At 70.1% G+C, this 14,506-nt stretch carries 14 protein-coding genes; 7 read left to right on the forward strand and 7 right to left on the reverse strand.

Going from position 1 to position 14,506, the window contains the following annotated elements; genetic code table 11:
- Positions 1-71: 71 nt before the first annotated feature.
- The 5 genes from ACWIGI_RS14255 to ACWIGI_RS14275 form a co-directional block, all read right to left on the reverse strand.
- Complete coding sequence (locus tag ACWIGI_RS14255; protein ID WP_454202806.1) at positions 72-1,277, reverse strand: glycosyltransferase family 87 protein; 1,206 nt, start codon at positions 1,275-1,277, stop codon at positions 72-74.
- 273 nt (positions 1,278-1,550) lie between these two features.
- Entirely contained in the window at positions 1,551-2,420 is an 870-nt protein-coding gene (locus ACWIGI_RS14260; RefSeq protein WP_454202807.1) for a lytic transglycosylase domain-containing protein, read from the reverse strand.
- 178 nt (positions 2,421-2,598) lie between these two features.
- Entirely contained in the window at positions 2,599-3,963 is a 1,365-nt protein-coding gene (locus tag ACWIGI_RS14265) for a lytic transglycosylase domain-containing protein (RefSeq protein WP_454202808.1), read from the reverse strand.
- Between the two features lie 156 nt (positions 3,964-4,119).
- A complete protein-coding gene (locus tag ACWIGI_RS14270; protein WP_454202809.1) occupies positions 4,120-4,707 on the reverse strand; it encodes a DUF1003 domain-containing protein in 588 nt (195 codons plus the stop codon).
- Positions 4,704-6,026, reverse strand: coding sequence for a magnesium transporter MgtE N-terminal domain-containing protein (locus tag ACWIGI_RS14275; RefSeq protein ID WP_454202810.1), 1,323 nt, complete (start codon positions 6,024-6,026; stop codon positions 4,704-4,706). The genes ACWIGI_RS14270 and ACWIGI_RS14275 overlap by 4 nt, the downstream gene beginning before the upstream one ends.
- Before the next feature lie 81 nt (positions 6,027-6,107).
- Between ACWIGI_RS14275 and ACWIGI_RS14280 the strand changes: the two genes are divergently transcribed.
- From ACWIGI_RS14280 to ACWIGI_RS14290, 3 genes are read left to right on the forward strand one after another with little or no spacing between them, the layout of a single operon-like run.
- Positions 6,108-7,043, forward strand: coding sequence for an HpcH/HpaI aldolase/citrate lyase family protein (locus tag ACWIGI_RS14280; RefSeq protein ID WP_454202811.1), 936 nt, complete (start codon positions 6,108-6,110; stop codon positions 7,041-7,043).
- A gap of 51 nt (positions 7,044-7,094) precedes the next feature.
- On the forward strand, positions 7,095-7,577 hold the full coding sequence (locus ACWIGI_RS14285; protein ID WP_454202812.1) for a general stress protein: 483 nt from the start codon (positions 7,095-7,097) through the stop codon (positions 7,575-7,577).
- 3 nt (positions 7,578-7,580) lie between these two features.
- Complete coding sequence (locus ACWIGI_RS14290) at positions 7,581-8,156, forward strand: suppressor of fused domain protein (protein ID WP_454202813.1); 576 nt, start codon at positions 7,581-7,583, stop codon at positions 8,154-8,156.
- A gap of 30 nt (positions 8,157-8,186) precedes the next feature.
- Here the strand turns inward: ACWIGI_RS14290 and corA are convergent, their stop codons facing one another.
- A complete protein-coding gene (gene corA / locus ACWIGI_RS14295; RefSeq protein WP_454202859.1) occupies positions 8,187-9,260 on the reverse strand; it encodes a magnesium/cobalt transporter CorA in 1,074 nt (357 codons plus the stop codon).
- 108 nt (positions 9,261-9,368) lie between these two features.
- On the opposite strand from corA, the gene ACWIGI_RS14300 reads away from it, so the two are divergent.
- The 4 genes from ACWIGI_RS14300 to ACWIGI_RS14315 all read left to right on the forward strand — a co-directional run bounded on the left by ACWIGI_RS14300 (position 9,369) and on the right by ACWIGI_RS14315 (position 13,978).
- Complete coding sequence (locus ACWIGI_RS14300) at positions 9,369-10,223, forward strand: PHP domain-containing protein (protein WP_454202814.1); 855 nt, start codon at positions 9,369-9,371, stop codon at positions 10,221-10,223.
- A complete protein-coding gene (locus tag ACWIGI_RS14305) occupies positions 10,220-10,486 on the forward strand; it encodes a hypothetical protein (RefSeq protein WP_454202815.1) in 267 nt (88 codons plus the stop codon). The genes ACWIGI_RS14300 and ACWIGI_RS14305 overlap by 4 nt, the downstream gene beginning before the upstream one ends.
- A 51-nt stretch (positions 10,487-10,537) precedes the next feature.
- The gene (locus tag ACWIGI_RS14310) at positions 10,538-12,205 is read left to right on the forward strand and encodes an FAD-binding protein (protein ID WP_454202816.1); all 1,668 of its coding nucleotides are present in this window, start codon (positions 10,538-10,540) and stop codon (positions 12,203-12,205) included.
- Positions 12,206-12,772: 567 nt separating this feature from the next.
- A complete protein-coding gene (locus tag ACWIGI_RS14315; RefSeq protein WP_454202817.1) occupies positions 12,773-13,978 on the forward strand; it encodes an NAD(P)-dependent malic enzyme in 1,206 nt (401 codons plus the stop codon).
- 75 nt (positions 13,979-14,053) lie between these two features.
- Here ACWIGI_RS14315 and ACWIGI_RS14320 read toward each other — a convergent pair whose 3' ends face one another.
- The gene (locus ACWIGI_RS14320; RefSeq protein WP_454202860.1) at positions 14,054-14,503 is read right to left on the reverse strand and encodes a CBS domain-containing protein; all 450 of its coding nucleotides are present in this window, start codon (positions 14,501-14,503) and stop codon (positions 14,054-14,056) included.
- Between the last annotated feature and the right edge of the window lie 3 nt (positions 14,504-14,506).

The raw sequence follows: 14,506 nt of genomic DNA on the forward strand, positions 1-14,506 counted from the left end.
GAGGACGAGCGGCGGCACGAACGGTCAGGGCTCGGAACGGGGCCGGTTCCGGCGGCGCCCGGCGAACGTTCTCAGCGGGCCGCCGCCACTTCGGCCCCGGCGGGGTCCGGGTGGCCGGACGGCTCAGGAGCGCCCGGGGCGGGGCGCGTCGCGTCGCGCAGCAGAACGGCCCAGTACCCCACGAGGATTGCGCAGTAGAGCGACTGCGACAGCGCCGAGGTGATGCCGCGCGGCGGCATCTCCGTGTTCAGCGACAGCGGGATCGCCGACGCCGCGAGCGCTGCGGTGGTGATCGCGCCGCGACCCAGCACGATCAGCACGAGCAGACCGGGCCACAGCAGCATCAGGTAGTTGTGCCACGCGATCGGGGAGAACAGCAGACCGGCGGCCAGCACCGCCCAGGGCGCCACGCCGCCCGGGTCGGCGCGGTGCCGCCCGCACCACCACAGCGTGCCGGTCAGCACGGCGAGTCCCAGGGCGGTGCCGACACCGGCGGGCAGGCCGAACCGCACGGCGAGGCCCGGCAGCGAGGCGTTGTCCACCCAGCCGGACACCGGCTCGGAGAACGCGATTCGCAGCCAGCCCGCCGCGCTCGACGGTCCGGCGGCGAGCACGCCGACGAGCGACGCGATCGCCGCGGCCGCGATGCCGGCCCGGAAGGGCGCCCACGCCCGATGCACGGCGGCGAGCAACAGCAGCGGCGCCAGCGAGGGTTTGAGCGCCACCGTGACGCCGTACAGGACGGCCGCGAGCACCGGTCGTCCCCGGCGCTGTGCGATCCATCCGGCGACGAGTCCGGCCAGCAGCATCGGATAGACCTGGCCGAGCAGCAGCGTCCCGTACAGCGGCGCCGAGGCGATGACGGCCGCGACGACCGCCGCCGTGACCGCGGGCCGCAGCCGCAGTTCCCGGCACACCGCGAGCACCGCGCCGAGGACCACGAGCAGCATCAGCACGATGAAGACCCGGTGGGCCGTGACGGCGTCCAGCGCGGCGAACGGCGCGAGCAGCAGCGAGACGAGCGGCGGGTTGAGATTGCGTAATTCGGCCGGGGTGTCGTAGATGTCGTCCCCGTGCACGAGCGCGACGGCCGAGTGCCAGAACGTGTCGAAGTCGACGTGCACCCCACCCATGTCCGCCGACCACAGCGGCCCGACCATGCCCCCGAGGTCGGCCACCCGCAGGACCGTGACCCCCACCGCGACGACCACGAGCGGCAGGACCGCCACCCACCCGACAACACCCGCGCGATCGTTCCGCGCAACTCCCCGCAACACGGCTCCCGACGTTATAGCTACCGACCGGTTCCCGCCGAATCGCCGCGAATGTTGTGCCGGATCCGACCGGCTCGGGCTGTATATGCAAGGGCGGTGGGTGGATTCACCGCGACCGAGCACACCCTGTCGTCGGGACCGTCGCGCTGGGCCGAGTTGGCTGTCCGGTCCTGCGGGGGAGTCGGTCGGGTTGCGAGCCGGCCCGGGTGCCGCACGGTCGCTCAGGCCATCGCCACCGGCCCCGGGTAGGCCGGTGGGTTGCTGTGCCGCTGCGGGTCAGATGCGGGGGAGCTGGGCGGGCTGGGGGGCCACGCCGGAGGCGTAGGCCGTTTCCCAGGCCATCACGTTCGCCACGTAGGCCATGGAGTTGTTGTAGCGCAGGATCGCGCGGGTCTGCTGGGCGGCGTCGCGCATGTTCAGGCCGCCCGCGCAGAGGTATTTGCCCGCGGTCAGGGTGGCGTCGAAGATGTTCTGCGGATCGGAGATTCCGTCGCCGTTGCCGTCGGCCGCGTAGCGCGTCCAGGTCTCGGGCAGGAACTGCATCGAGCCCACGGCGCGGTCGTAGCCGGAAATCCCGTCCAGCACACCGTTGTCGGAGTCGTGGATGACGTTGTTGCCCGCGAGGCTGCCGTCCAGGACGGGGCCGTACACCGGGTCGAGGTTGTTGCCGTTCGCGTCGACCTTGCCGCCGAACGAGTGCACCGACTCCACGCGGCCGATGCCTGCGAGCATCTGCCACGGCATGCCGCACACCGGGTTGTCCGCCGCCAGTAGACGTTCCGCGTTCTGATACGCGTTCACGGAGATGCCGGGAATGCCGAGCGGGCCGGCGGGGAGGGCGGCGGGGACACGCCCGTCGGGCTGGGCCACCGTCTTCACGATCGGAGGTGGCGGGGGGAGAAGCTGTTTGGCCTCGCGAAGCAGAGGCTGTTCGGCCGCGGCCGGCAGGGCCGCCTCGGGTCTCGATAGCTCCTGACCCCCGGCGACCGTCAGCTTCTGTTGCTGGATGGTCGAGGTGATCTTGTCGGTGATCGATCCGTCGGCCGCGCCGGTGACCGTTGCGATTCCGGCGGGCAGGAGGCCGGTGAATGCCAGAACCGATCCGCGCCGCATCGTCGGGACCGGGGGCTTGCGATGACGTCCCACAGTGTGGTGACCCTCCATTACCGTCGGGAAGAGACCGGGGGTGGTGGACGCCACGCTACCGCATTCGAGACCTTTTCGTTACTACTCCGTGACCATCTGAAATTTTTGCGCAGATCAGCCGGTAGAAAACCGGTTTTCCGGGCCGTGCGGCGCGTCCCGCCCCGCACGGCCGGGAAAATTACGGCGCGGGCGCGGGCGCCGGCAGCGGAATCGTGATGCCGAACGGGAGGGTGATGCCGGGCGCGGCGGGCGCCGGCTCGACCGGTGCGGCGGGCACCTCGGCGGGCTCGGCGACGCCGGGCTCGGGGGTCTTCTCCGGCGCCTGTGCCTGCGGGGCGACCGGTTGCTGGCCCTGCTCCTGCGGCTTCTCCTCGGTGGCGGCCTGGCACGAGACGGTCGCCTGTTCCGGCGGCAGCGCGCGGCCGTCCGGCCCGTAGGTCACGTTCGCCTGTCCGGGCTGCGCGCCGTCCTCGGGCTTGGCGTCGACCGGCAGCGCGTCCGGCTGCACCGGAACCTCGGCCTCCACGCAGTTTTCCGGCGCCGGGGCGGCGGGCGCGGCGGGGCAGAAGATCCCGCACGGAATCGGCGGCAGCCCCGGGATGGTGATCATCACCTGGGTCGCGGGCGCCTGCGTGGTGCCGACCGGCTTCTCCTCGGCCGTCGTGGTCGGCAGCGTCGAGGAGGCCAGCGACATGTCCGGCGCGCTCTGCAGCGAGCCCGGCGGGACCAGCGTCGAGGAGATCTCCACCGGCGCGGGCGCGCCGCCGGTCTTGTACGCGTTCGACCAGCTCAGCACGCTCGCCGCGTAGGACATCGAATTGTTGTAGCGCAGTACGGCTTTGAGCTGTTGCTGCGCGTCGCGCAGGTCCAGCCCGCCCGAGCACAGGTACTTGCCCGCGGCCAGCGCGGCGTCGAAGACGTTGTGCGGATCGGAGACGCCGTCGCCGTTGCCGTCGGCCGCGTACAGCGACCAGGTGCCCGGCAGGAACTGCATGGGGCCCAGCGCCCGCACGTAGCCGCCGTCCGCGGCCTTGATGACCTCGTTGCCCGGCAGCGTGCCGTCCAGGGCCGGGCCGTAGATGGGCTGCACCGTGGTGCCGGCGGCGTCGGTGCGGCCGCTGCTGGCGTGCCCGGACTCGATGCGGCCGATACCGGCCAGCAGATTCCAGGGCAATCCGCAGCCCGGCGTGGAGGATTCCATGGCCAGTTCCGCGTTGCGGTAGGCCGCGAGCACGATCTCCGGAATGCCGAGCGCGCCGGTGCCGCCGGGCAGAGCGATGTTCTGCAGTGGCACGTTGCCGAGGCGGGAGCCGTCGGCGGGCGGGGTCATGGCGCTGAGTCTGCGCGGGGCCTCGGGTGCGGCCGGGACCAGGCCGACGAGCTGATCGGACGCGGGTTCGGCGCCGGCGGGTGCGCTGTCGCTGGCCGCCGCTGCCAGCAACGCTTCCGGGGCGGCCTGCGGGGCCGCCTGGGGATGCGTCGTGACATTGGTGGCCGAACCGGCGGTGACCAGGCCCGCGATCAGCAGGGCAGACGCTGTCACCGGTGCAGATATTCTCTTCGCCACCACACAATCCCCTCGGTCGTGCGGCCGAAGCCCTGTGATGACAGCCGCAGTGCGGTGGTGTCTGGGTCGGTCGCTCGGAACAACGTGATCCAGGTTACCCATCCGTAAGCTTGTTGTGTACTCCTTCTGCGGTCAGTCGCCATCTTTCTGCGCCAAATTTGCGACCCCAGGCCTCTTTCGATCGGTACCCTTCTTGGTTTTGCGCTCGGGTACCGCCTCGCCGTCGGTCGCCAGTTTCTCCAGCCTGAGCAGGGCTTCCTTCACATCGTCGAGTTCGCGGCGGACGTAATCGCGGGTCGCGACCTCGCCGACCGCCAGGCGCAGGGCGGCCAGTTCGCGGGCCAGGAATTCGGTGTCGGCTTTTGTCTGGGCTGCCCGCGTCCGGTCCTCCTCCAGGGCGACCCGGTCACGGTTGTCCTGCCGGTTCTGCGCCAGCAGGATCAGCGGCGCGGCGTAGGCGGCCTGGGTGGAGAACGCCAGATTCAACAGGATGAACGGGTACGGATCCCAGCGCAGCCGAACGGCGAAGACGTTGAGCAGAATCCAGATGATGACGATCGCGCTCTGGATCACCAGGTAGCGGCCGGTGCCCAGGAACCGGGCGACCCGCTCGCTGGAGCGCGCCAAAGCCTCTGCGTCCCAGTCGAATCCGCGGAATCTGCTCTCGACCGGGGTACCGAGGCGCTCGCGAGCGCTCAGTTTGTCCATTCGATCGGTCATGCCCGCCCTCCGGTGCCGTCGATCAGCGGCATGCCGTGCACGTCGTGATTGTCGTCCTGCTCGCGCCAGTCCTCGGGAAGCAGGTGATCGAGGACGTCGTCGACGGTCACCGCGCCGAGTAGATGGTTCTCCGCGTCCACGACCGGCCCGCACACCAGGTTATACGTTGCGAAATACCTGGTCACGGCTGTGAGCGGCGCGTCGGCGCGCAATTGCACCAGATCCGCGTCCAGGATGCCGCCGACGAGGTTCGCCGGTGGTTCGCGCAGGAGTTGCTGAAAGTGCACGCACCCCATATATCTACCGGTGGGCGTCGCGGTCGGCGGGCGCACGACGAAGGCCATGCTGGCCAGCGCCGGGGTGAGCTCGGGATCGCGGATACGGGCCAGCGCCTCGGCGACCGTGGTGGACGGGGTGATGACCACCGGTTCGGGGGTCATCAGGCCGCCCGCGGTGTACGGCGCGTGTTCGAGGAGTCGGCGGACCGGCTCGGAATCCTCCGGATCCATCAGTGCCAGAAGCGATTCGGCTTCGTTCACCGGCAGCTCGCCGAGCAGGTCCGCCGCGTCGTCGGGGTCCATGGCCTCGAGCAGGTCGGCCGCGCGCTCGACGCCGAGCTGTTCGAGCACCTCCACCTGATCTGTCTCGGGCAGTTCCTGCACCACGTCCGCGAGGCGTTCGTCGTCGAATGCCGAGGCGACCTCGATCCGGCGCTTGCGCGGCAGCTCACGCAGCAGATGCGCCACGTCTGCCGGGCGCATGCCCTCGAATTGCTCGAGCAGCTGGGTGACGTCCTGCCCGGGCAGATTCAGCTCTGTCTGAGTGAGTCCGCGCACCTGCGCCCAGTCCACCACGTGCACCGCGCCGCGCCGCCCGAACCCGATGCCGAGCCGGCGGCGTTCGCGCACCGCGACCCGCGTCACCACCCAGTCCCGGGTCCGGGACTGCTCGACGCCCAGGTCGACCACCACGACCTCGACGTCGGCCAGCCGCGGCAGTTCCGGATCGGCGACGCGCACCGTGGAGTCGAGCAGCTGCGCGATGGCGAGCACCTCGCCCGGGCGCAGCTCGAAACGCCGGACCGAGATGTTTCCGGTGGTCAGCGTGACCGACCCGGGGTCGACCGCCTGCACGCGCAACATCGGGACGAAAATCCGCTTCCGGGTGGGCAGTTCGACGAGGATGCCGAGCACGCGCGGTTGCTGCCGGTCGTACCGGATCGAGAGCACGATGTCGCGAATGCGACCGATAGACTCCCCGTCCGGTCCCAGCACCACCAAGCCCGCGAGCCGAGCGGCGAAAACTTTGGTCGCTGCCATGAGAGCCAAGGCTAGTGCGTGGGGGCCGCCCGAAATGTCACGCCACGAGCGTGCCTTTCGCCACTGGACAAGGAGTGACCCATGACAGCGCGCCGTTCGGTGCTCGCCGTGCCCGGCAGCAACCCCCGCATGATCGACAAGGCCAAGGGCCTGGCGGCCGACGAGATCTTCCTCGATCTGGAGGACGCGGTGGCCCCGGCGGCCAAGGCGCAGTCCCGGGCGAACATCGTCGCCGCGCTCAACGCCGAGGGCTGGAACGGCCAGATTCGCGTTGTGCGCGTGAACGATTGGACCACCCAGCACACCTACGCCGATGTCATCGCCGTGGTCGAGGGCGCGGGCGCGAACCTCGACGCCATCCTGCTGCCCAAGGTCACCGACGGCGGCCAGGTCCGGGCGCTGGATCTGCTGCTGACCCAGCTCGAGAAGGCCGGCGGGCTGCCCGTGGGCCGCATCGGCATCGAACCGCAGATCGAGAACGCGCTCGGGCTGCGCAACATCGACGAGATCGCCACGGCGAGTTCCCGGGTGCAGACGCTGGTGTTCGGCCCCGCCGATTTCATGGCCTCCATCAATATGCGCACCCTCGTGGTCGGCGAACAGCCCGAGGGCTACACCCCCGGCGATGCCTACCACCACATCTATATGACCATCCTGCTCGCGGCCCGCGCCCACGGATTGCAGGCCATCGACGGCCCGTACCTGGCCGTTCGCGACATCGAGGGCTTCCGGCGCAACGCCGCGCGCACCGCGGCGCTCGGTTTCGACGGAAAATGGGTGCTGCACCCGGACCAGATCGCGGCGTGCAACGAGATCTTCAGTCCGCGCCAGGCCGATTACGACCGCGCCGAGGAGATTCTGGATGCCTACGCCTTCCACACCTCCGCCGAGGGTGGTGCGCGCGGCGCCGTCATGCTGGGTGACGAGATGATCGATGAGGCCAGCGCCAAGATGGCCCAGGTCATCGCGGAGAAAGGACGTGCGGCCGGAATGATGCGCAGCACGTCCGCGGTGTGAAACCGGCGCTGCGATACCCCGGGTGACCCGGACGAATAGCATGATGGAGATATGACGAATCCCCTGGGGAACTCGAACCGGAACCGACCGGGCCTGCCGACGCCTCCGTCGGGCTGGCCGGTCGCGTCGTACCCGACCTACGCCGAGGCACAGCGGGCGGTCGACTACCTGGCCGACAACCAGTTCCCGGTGGAGAACGTGACCATCGTGGGTGTCGACCTCATGCAGGTCGAGCGGGTGCTGTACCGCCTCACCTGGGGCAAGGTCATCGGCACCGGTGTGGTGTCCGGCGCCTGGCTGGGCCTGTTCGTCGGCCTGCTGCTGAGCCTGTTCAACAGTGGCGGCGCGATCATCATCGGCCTGATCGGCGGCATCATCTTCGGCGTGATCTCCACGACGATTCCGTACGCGGCCAGCCGCGGGCAGCGCGACTTCGCCTCCAGCATGCAGTTGGTGGCCGGGCGGTACGACGTGCTGTGCGATCCGAAGGCCGCCGAGCAGGCGCGCGACATGCTCGCCAGGCTGGCGCTGTAGCCGATGGACGTGATCGACACGGTCCGGGCCGGCGTGCTCGGGCATTTCGGCGTGCAGACCGCGGACGCGGCCTCGGTGACCTTCCTGGGTCTCGAGCCCATCGACATCCTGCGGATCCCGGACGCGGATCTGGTGCACTACGTGACCCTGGGCGGTTCCCGCCATCCGATGACCGATCCGAGTGCGGCCCTGGCCGATCCGGTGCGCGGGCCGCGCGCGGAACTGGCGCTGACCCTGCTCGGCAACGTCGGCGCCGGTTCCGGGCTGACCCGGGCGCTGGCGGTGCTGGTGGCCTCGCCGTCGGTGGAGGGCATCGTGCTGCAGCCGGACGCGCTGCTGGACTTCGGCGAACCGCTGTGGGGCGGCGCCATTTTCACCGCGGTGCTGCTGGGCGAGAGCGAGATCCCGGACGTGCCGCTGCCCGACCCCGCGGACCCGGTGCGGTTCCTGACCGCGACGCCCATCACCGCGACCGAGGCCGCCTGGGTGCGGATCCGGGGCGCGGCGGCGCTGCGCGAGGCCTGGACCGAGGCGAAAATCGATGTGCGGGACCCGGATCGGGGTTCGGCCAGCCTCTAGCCCGGGCCGAGCCCGGACCGATCCCGCGGATCAGAGCCAGTCGTTGCGGTGGAACGTCTTGTACAGCACGGCGCAGACCAGCACCATGAGCCCGATGATCAGCGGATAGCCGTAGGTCCACTTCAGTTCCGGCATGTGATCGAAGTTCATGCCGTACACGCCCGCGATCATGGTCGGCACGGCCGCCATGGCCGCGTACGCGGAGATCTTGCGCATGTCGGTGTTCTGCTGCACGCTCACCTTGGCCAGCGCGGCGTTGATGAGCGCGCTGAGCGATTCGTTGAAATCGGTGATCTGTTCCGCGGCCGCGGTGTGATGGTCGAGCACGTCTCGCATGTAGCGCCGAATCTCCGCCGGCAGCGGCAGTTTCGGGTCGTGCGTGAGCAGTTGCAGCGGGAGCGCCAGCGGTTTGACCGCGCGCCGCAGTTCCACCACCTCGCGCTTGAGCTGATAGATCGCCTCGATGACGATGCGGCTCGCGGGGGTGAACACCGCCTCCTCCATGGCGTCGACGTCCTCCTCGATCGACGCGGTCACCTCCACGTACGAGTCGACGACGTGATCGGCCACCCCGTGCAGCACCGCGCCGGGACCGAGCCCCAGCTGCTGCGGGTCGGCCTCCAAGTGCTTACGGACACCGGCCAATCCGGTGTGGTCGCCGTCGCGCACGGTGATCACGAAGTCGGGCCCGGTGAAGATCATGATCTGGCCGGTGTCGACGATCTCGCTGACCGTGTTCAGCTCGTGCACGTGGTACTGCACGGTCCGCAGCACCAGCACCAGAATGTCGTCGTAGCGTTCGAGTTTGGGGCGCTGGTGGGCGTGCACCGCGTCCTCGACCGCGAGCTGATGCAGGCCGAACGCCCGTGCCACGTCGAGCATGAGGGCGTGGCTCGGCTCCAGCAGGCCCAGCCAGACGAAGCCCTCGCCGCGTTCGCGGACCTCCGCCAGCGCCTGTTCGTAGGTGCACTGATCCAGCAGCCGCCGCCCGTCCACGTAGACCGCGCAGTCGACGACCACGTTCGCCCCGTCCTCGCGGCCGGTCGATGTCGGTGGGTGGTCCTCCGGCCGGTTCGATCGGTGCAGGGACGGCAGCGGCGGAATCGACACGGTCGAAGTCTAGTTGTCACCGGGCCCGCCGCCGGGGCACCCGCGTGCGGCGTGCGCGGGCCACGTCCGATCGTTACGGGCGCGCGCGGGCAAGATGGGGGTGTGCGCATCGATCTTCACACTCATTCCAATGCCTCCGACGGCACCGACACCCCGGCCGAGCTGATCGCCAACGCCGCGGCCGCCGGGCTCGACGTGGTCGCCCTGACCGATCACGACACCACCTCGGGGTGGGCCGAGGCGGTCGCGGCGCTGCCGCCCGGCCTGACGCTGGTGCGGGGCATGGAGATGTCGTGCGTGGGCAACGGCGCGGACGGCTGGCCGGTGGCGGTGCACCTGCTGGCCTACCTGTTCGATCCGGCCGACGCGTGCTTCGCCCAGGAGCGGGAGCGGTTGCGGGCCGAGCGCATCGTGCGGTTGCGGTCCATGGCCGAGCAGATGCGGGCCGACGGTCTGCCGGTGGATCCGGACGCGGTGATGGCGTCGGCGGGGCCGTCGGCGGGCCGGCCGCATCTGGCCCGGGCGCTGGTGGAGGCGGGCGTGGTGCCGACGGTGGACGCGGCCTTCCAGGATCTGCTGTCCTCCGACGGCCGCTACTACGTGGAGAAGGCCGACACGCCGTTGGAGCGCGCGGTGGAGATGGTGGCCACGGCGGGCGGGGTGAGCGTGATCGCGCACGCGCGGGCCCGCAAACGCGGCCGGTTGCTGGCGCTGGATCACATCCGGGAGTTGAGCGAGCAGGGTCTCGGCGGGCTGGAGCTGGACCATCCCGACCACAGTGCCGCCGATCGCGCGGTGCTGGCGGACCTGGCCGCCGAACTCGGTCTGCTCACGACCGGGTCCTCGGATTACCACGGTCGCAACAAAACCATCCGGCTCGGTGAATTCACCACGGATCCAGAACAATTCGAGCGGCTCGTGGAGAAGGCGAGCGGGGTTCCGGTGATCACGGGATGAAGGTGCTGCGCGGGCTGAGCGGCATCGTCGCGGGCGGCACGGTGGTGCTGGCGGCGACGGTCGTCGGCGCCGAGATCGTGGGCGCGCGGCGCGGGTTTCCGGGCCCGGGAGCCGCCGATGTCGCGTGGCACGTGGTCGCGGCGATAGCGGTGGTCGCCGCGCAAATTTATTCGGATAGGCGTTCGGGTTCGGCGGCTTTTTTCGGGTCCATGGTTGTTTTTCTACTGGCCGGATATCTGTTGTGGGCCCAGTGGTGGAATTGATACACGCATAACAGTTGCGAGCAGTTGAACTCTGGTCGAACATTTGTCGATATGACCGAATTCGACGCCGATGTGCTCGTGCTGGGCGGTGGCCCGGCCGGGGCCTGGGCGGCGCTCGCGGCGGCCGCCACCGGCGCCCGGGTATTGCTGGTCGACAAGGCGCACTGTGGAACCAGCGGGCCCACCGCGCACGGCGGCGCGACACTGTGGAACATCGCGCCGGGCCCCGCGCGCGACGAGGCGGTGGCGCGGAGTTTCGCGCACGGCGGCGGACTCGCCGATCCCGAATGGATGTACCGCGTCCTGGACGAGACGCACCGGCGTGTCGGCCAACTGGTCGGGGGGAGCGCGCGGTCCGCGGAACCGCACGGGCTGCCCAGTCGAATTCACCTGGACGGCCCGGCGTACCTGGGCCGCATGCGGCGCAGCATGATCGTCGCCGGTGTACGAATCCTGGACCACCACCCGGCATTACAGCTGCTCACCGACGCCGACGGCGTCGTGTCGGGCGCGGCGGGGGTGGCCCTGCGGGGTGAGGCGCACGCCTGGATCGTGCGGGCGCGCGCGGTGGTGCTCGCCACCGGCGGCTGCGCGTTCCTGTCCGGCGGCGCGGGCACCGACGTCGCGACCGGTGACGGCCTGCTGATGGGCGCCGAGGCCGGCGCCGAACTCTCGGGGATGGAATTCTCCAACGCGTATTCGCTGGTGCCCGCCGGTGATTCGCGACGGACCGGCGCCGGCGCGTCGCTCGTAGTGCCCGATCGGCTCATCGACGCCGCCACGCTCTACGACGAGTCGCGCGCGGTGCTGTGCGAGCACGGCGCCGAATCCCGGGTGCGGGCATTCACCGCGATCGCAGACGGCCGCCGGGTCTACGCGGCCCTCGACGACCTCCCCGAATCGGTCCGCGAGCGATTGCACGGGGACGCGAGCACACCTGATCATGTGGCCCTGCGCCCGGTGTTCGAGGGCACGGTGCGCGGGACCGGTGGCCTGCGACTGGCCGGAGCCGATTGCGCCACCACGGTTCCCGGGCTCTACGCCGCGGGCGACGTGACCACCCGCGAGCCGGTGACCGGCGCGGTCTCCGGCTTCGGCGGGCAGAACGGGGCCTGGGCGATCTCCTCCGGGGTCTGGGCGGGCGCGGGCGCGGCGCGCTACGCGAGCACCCGGCGGCGGGCGGGCAAGACCCGCGCAGTGCCGGGCGCGGGGCTCGGCGCGAAGGCGCGCATCGATCCGCGCGCGGTCATCGGACTGGTCCAGGAGCACACGCTGCCGTTGCGCCGCAGCTACTGGCGCAGCGACGGCAGCCTGCGGGACAGCATCGGCGAGCTGGACGGCATGTGGCCCGGCGCCGAATTCGACCTCGGCGGCGCGGGCGCGCACCGGCTGCGGGCCAGACAGGCGGCGGCGCTGCTGGCGGTGGCGCGCTGGACCAAGTACAGCGCGCTGGCGCGCACCGAGACGCGCGGGATGCATCGCCGCACCGATCACCCCTGTGCGGCCGGTGATTGGCGCGTACGGTTGCTCTCGGGCGGGCTCGACAGCGTGTGGGTGCGCCCGGAACGCTCGGCCGCGCCGCGGTCCATGCGCGGGCCGGTCCCGCCGCTGGTGCTCCCCGACGACGCGCCACTGCCCGACGCGGCGGGCAAGCACAGCCGGACCCGGTCCGCGGCCCTGGTGCACGAGCCGACGCTGACGGAGATCGAATTGCACTGATCCGCTGGTCCGGCGGGTCGTGCAGCGTGCTCACAGGTGAGCCTGCCAACCAGGCATGACAGCTCACCGCGGTGGTCGTCGCCGCGTTGTGACAGTTCTCCACGGTCGCGGCCGGACGTGCGAGTTTCCCTTTACCTGGGGGTGATTCGCCTCGCCTAGGCTTCGTTGATGGTGAACGCGCGCGATGGGCCCGGACCCGATTTGGCGCGTCGTCGCAGCTACTGGCAGAATGTTGCGATCCCCGGTTGGAGCCGACCGCCCGGCCCGGGACACTCGGTGATCACGATCCGCTGACTCGCGGATTCACCCACGATCACCCCGGCGACATCGCCCGGACCCACCCGTCCGGTTCCCGCTCGACGATCTGTGCCGCGACACGCTGCCTCGGCTTCGTGAACCGATACTCGTAATGCTTTGTGACACTTGCTCGATAGACCGGCGCAGTTCCGAAGTAACGGTATCGGTGAAGCAGTGCGGCGCGCCCGATATAGAGCAAGAAACCTGAAATAGCTATTACCGAACGGTAACCGTCAAACGGTTGAGTCCGCACCGAGATGGAGTGAAATCGTGTCACCCGTGACTGAAGCAGTGAATGCCCCCGCGAGCAACGCGAACCTGGCCGACATCACCACGGAAGAAATTTTCGCGGGCCACCTGGGCGGCAAGCTCTCGGTCGAACTCACCGCGCCGCTGGAGACCCAGCGCGATCTCTCCATCGCCTACACCCCGGGTGTAGCGCAGGTGTGCCGCGGCATTCACGCGGACGAATCGCTCGCCAAGACCTACACCTGGGCCGAGCGCCTGGTCGTGGTCGTGTCCGACGGCACCGCGGTGCTGGGCCTGGGCGACATCGGCCCGCGCGCCTCGCTGCCGGTGATGGAGGGCAAGGCGGCGCTGTTCAAGAAGTTCGCCGGACTGGACTCGATCCCGATCGTGCTCGACACCAAGGATGTCGACAAGATCGTCGAAACGCTGATCCTGCTGCGTCCGAGCTTCGGCGCGGTCAACCTCGAGGACATCTCCGCGCCGCGCTGCTTCGAGATCGAGAAGCGCGTCATCGAGGCCCTGGACTGCCCGGTCATGCACGACGACCAGCACGGCACCGCGATCGTGGTGCTGGCCGCGCTCAAGGGCGCCGCCGCCGTGCAGGGCCGCGACATGTCCGAGATGAAGGTCGTGGTCTCGGGTGCGGGCGCCGCCGGCGTGGCGTGCACCGACATCCTGCTGGCCGCGGGCGTCAAGGACGCGATCGTGCTCGACTCCAAGGGCATCGTCAGCCGTGACCGCGGCGACCTCAACGACGTGAAGCTGGATCTGGCCCAGCGCACCAACCCGCGCGACATCACCGGCGGTCCGGCCGAGGCGCTCGCCGGCGCCGACGTGTTCCTGGGCCTGTCGGCGGGCACCGTCGCCGAGGAGCTCATCGCGTCGATGGCCCCGGAGTCCATCGTGTTCGCCATGTCGAACCCGGATCCGGAGATCCACCCCGACGTGGCCGCCAAGTACGCCGCGATCGTGGCCACCGGCCGGTCGGACTTCCCGAACCAGATCAACAACGTGCTGGCCTTCCCCGGCGTGTTCAAGGGCGCGCTCGACGTGGGCGCGCGCCGCATCACCGAGGGCATGAAGGTCGCCGCCGCGGACGCCATCTTCGCGGTGGTCAAGGACGAACTGGCCGTGGACAAGATCATCCCCAGTCCGCTGGACCCGCGCGTGGCCCCGGCCGTCGCCGCGGCCGTGGGCGCGGCGGCGATCGCCGAAGGCGTCGCGTAGTCGCACTCCGCTGAAAGTCCCGGCCCCCGCACAGTTCCTGTGCGGGGGCCGGATCAATTTCAGAGGAAACGACGGTCAGCGGCGCTCGGTGGTCCGCTGCATTCTCGGTGAGGCGGTCACCGCGGCCACGAACTCGGCCAGCTGCTTGTCCGAGACGTTGCGGGCCAGATCGGACTCGCAGATCATGCCGATCAGGCGTTTGCCGTTCGCCATGTCGACCACGGGCAGGCGCTTGATCTGGTTCTGTTCCATGATCTCCAGGACCTCGGAGACGTCGGTGTCGGCGTCGACCCAGCGCGGGGTGCCCGTCGCGAGGTCGCCGGCGCGGACGCGGGCGGGATCGTGGCCCTCGGCGATACATCGGACCACGATGTCGCGGTCGGTGAGCATGCCGATCATGCGCTCGTTGTTGCAGATGGGGAGCGCGCCGACGTCCATGTTGCGCATCAGTTGCGCGGCGCGGTCCAGGGTCTCGTCCGCCGGTATGCACTCCACGCTGTCGTGCATGATGTCGCGGGCTTTCATGGC

It is taken from the genome of Nocardia sp. NPDC055321, from assembly GCF_053645575.1.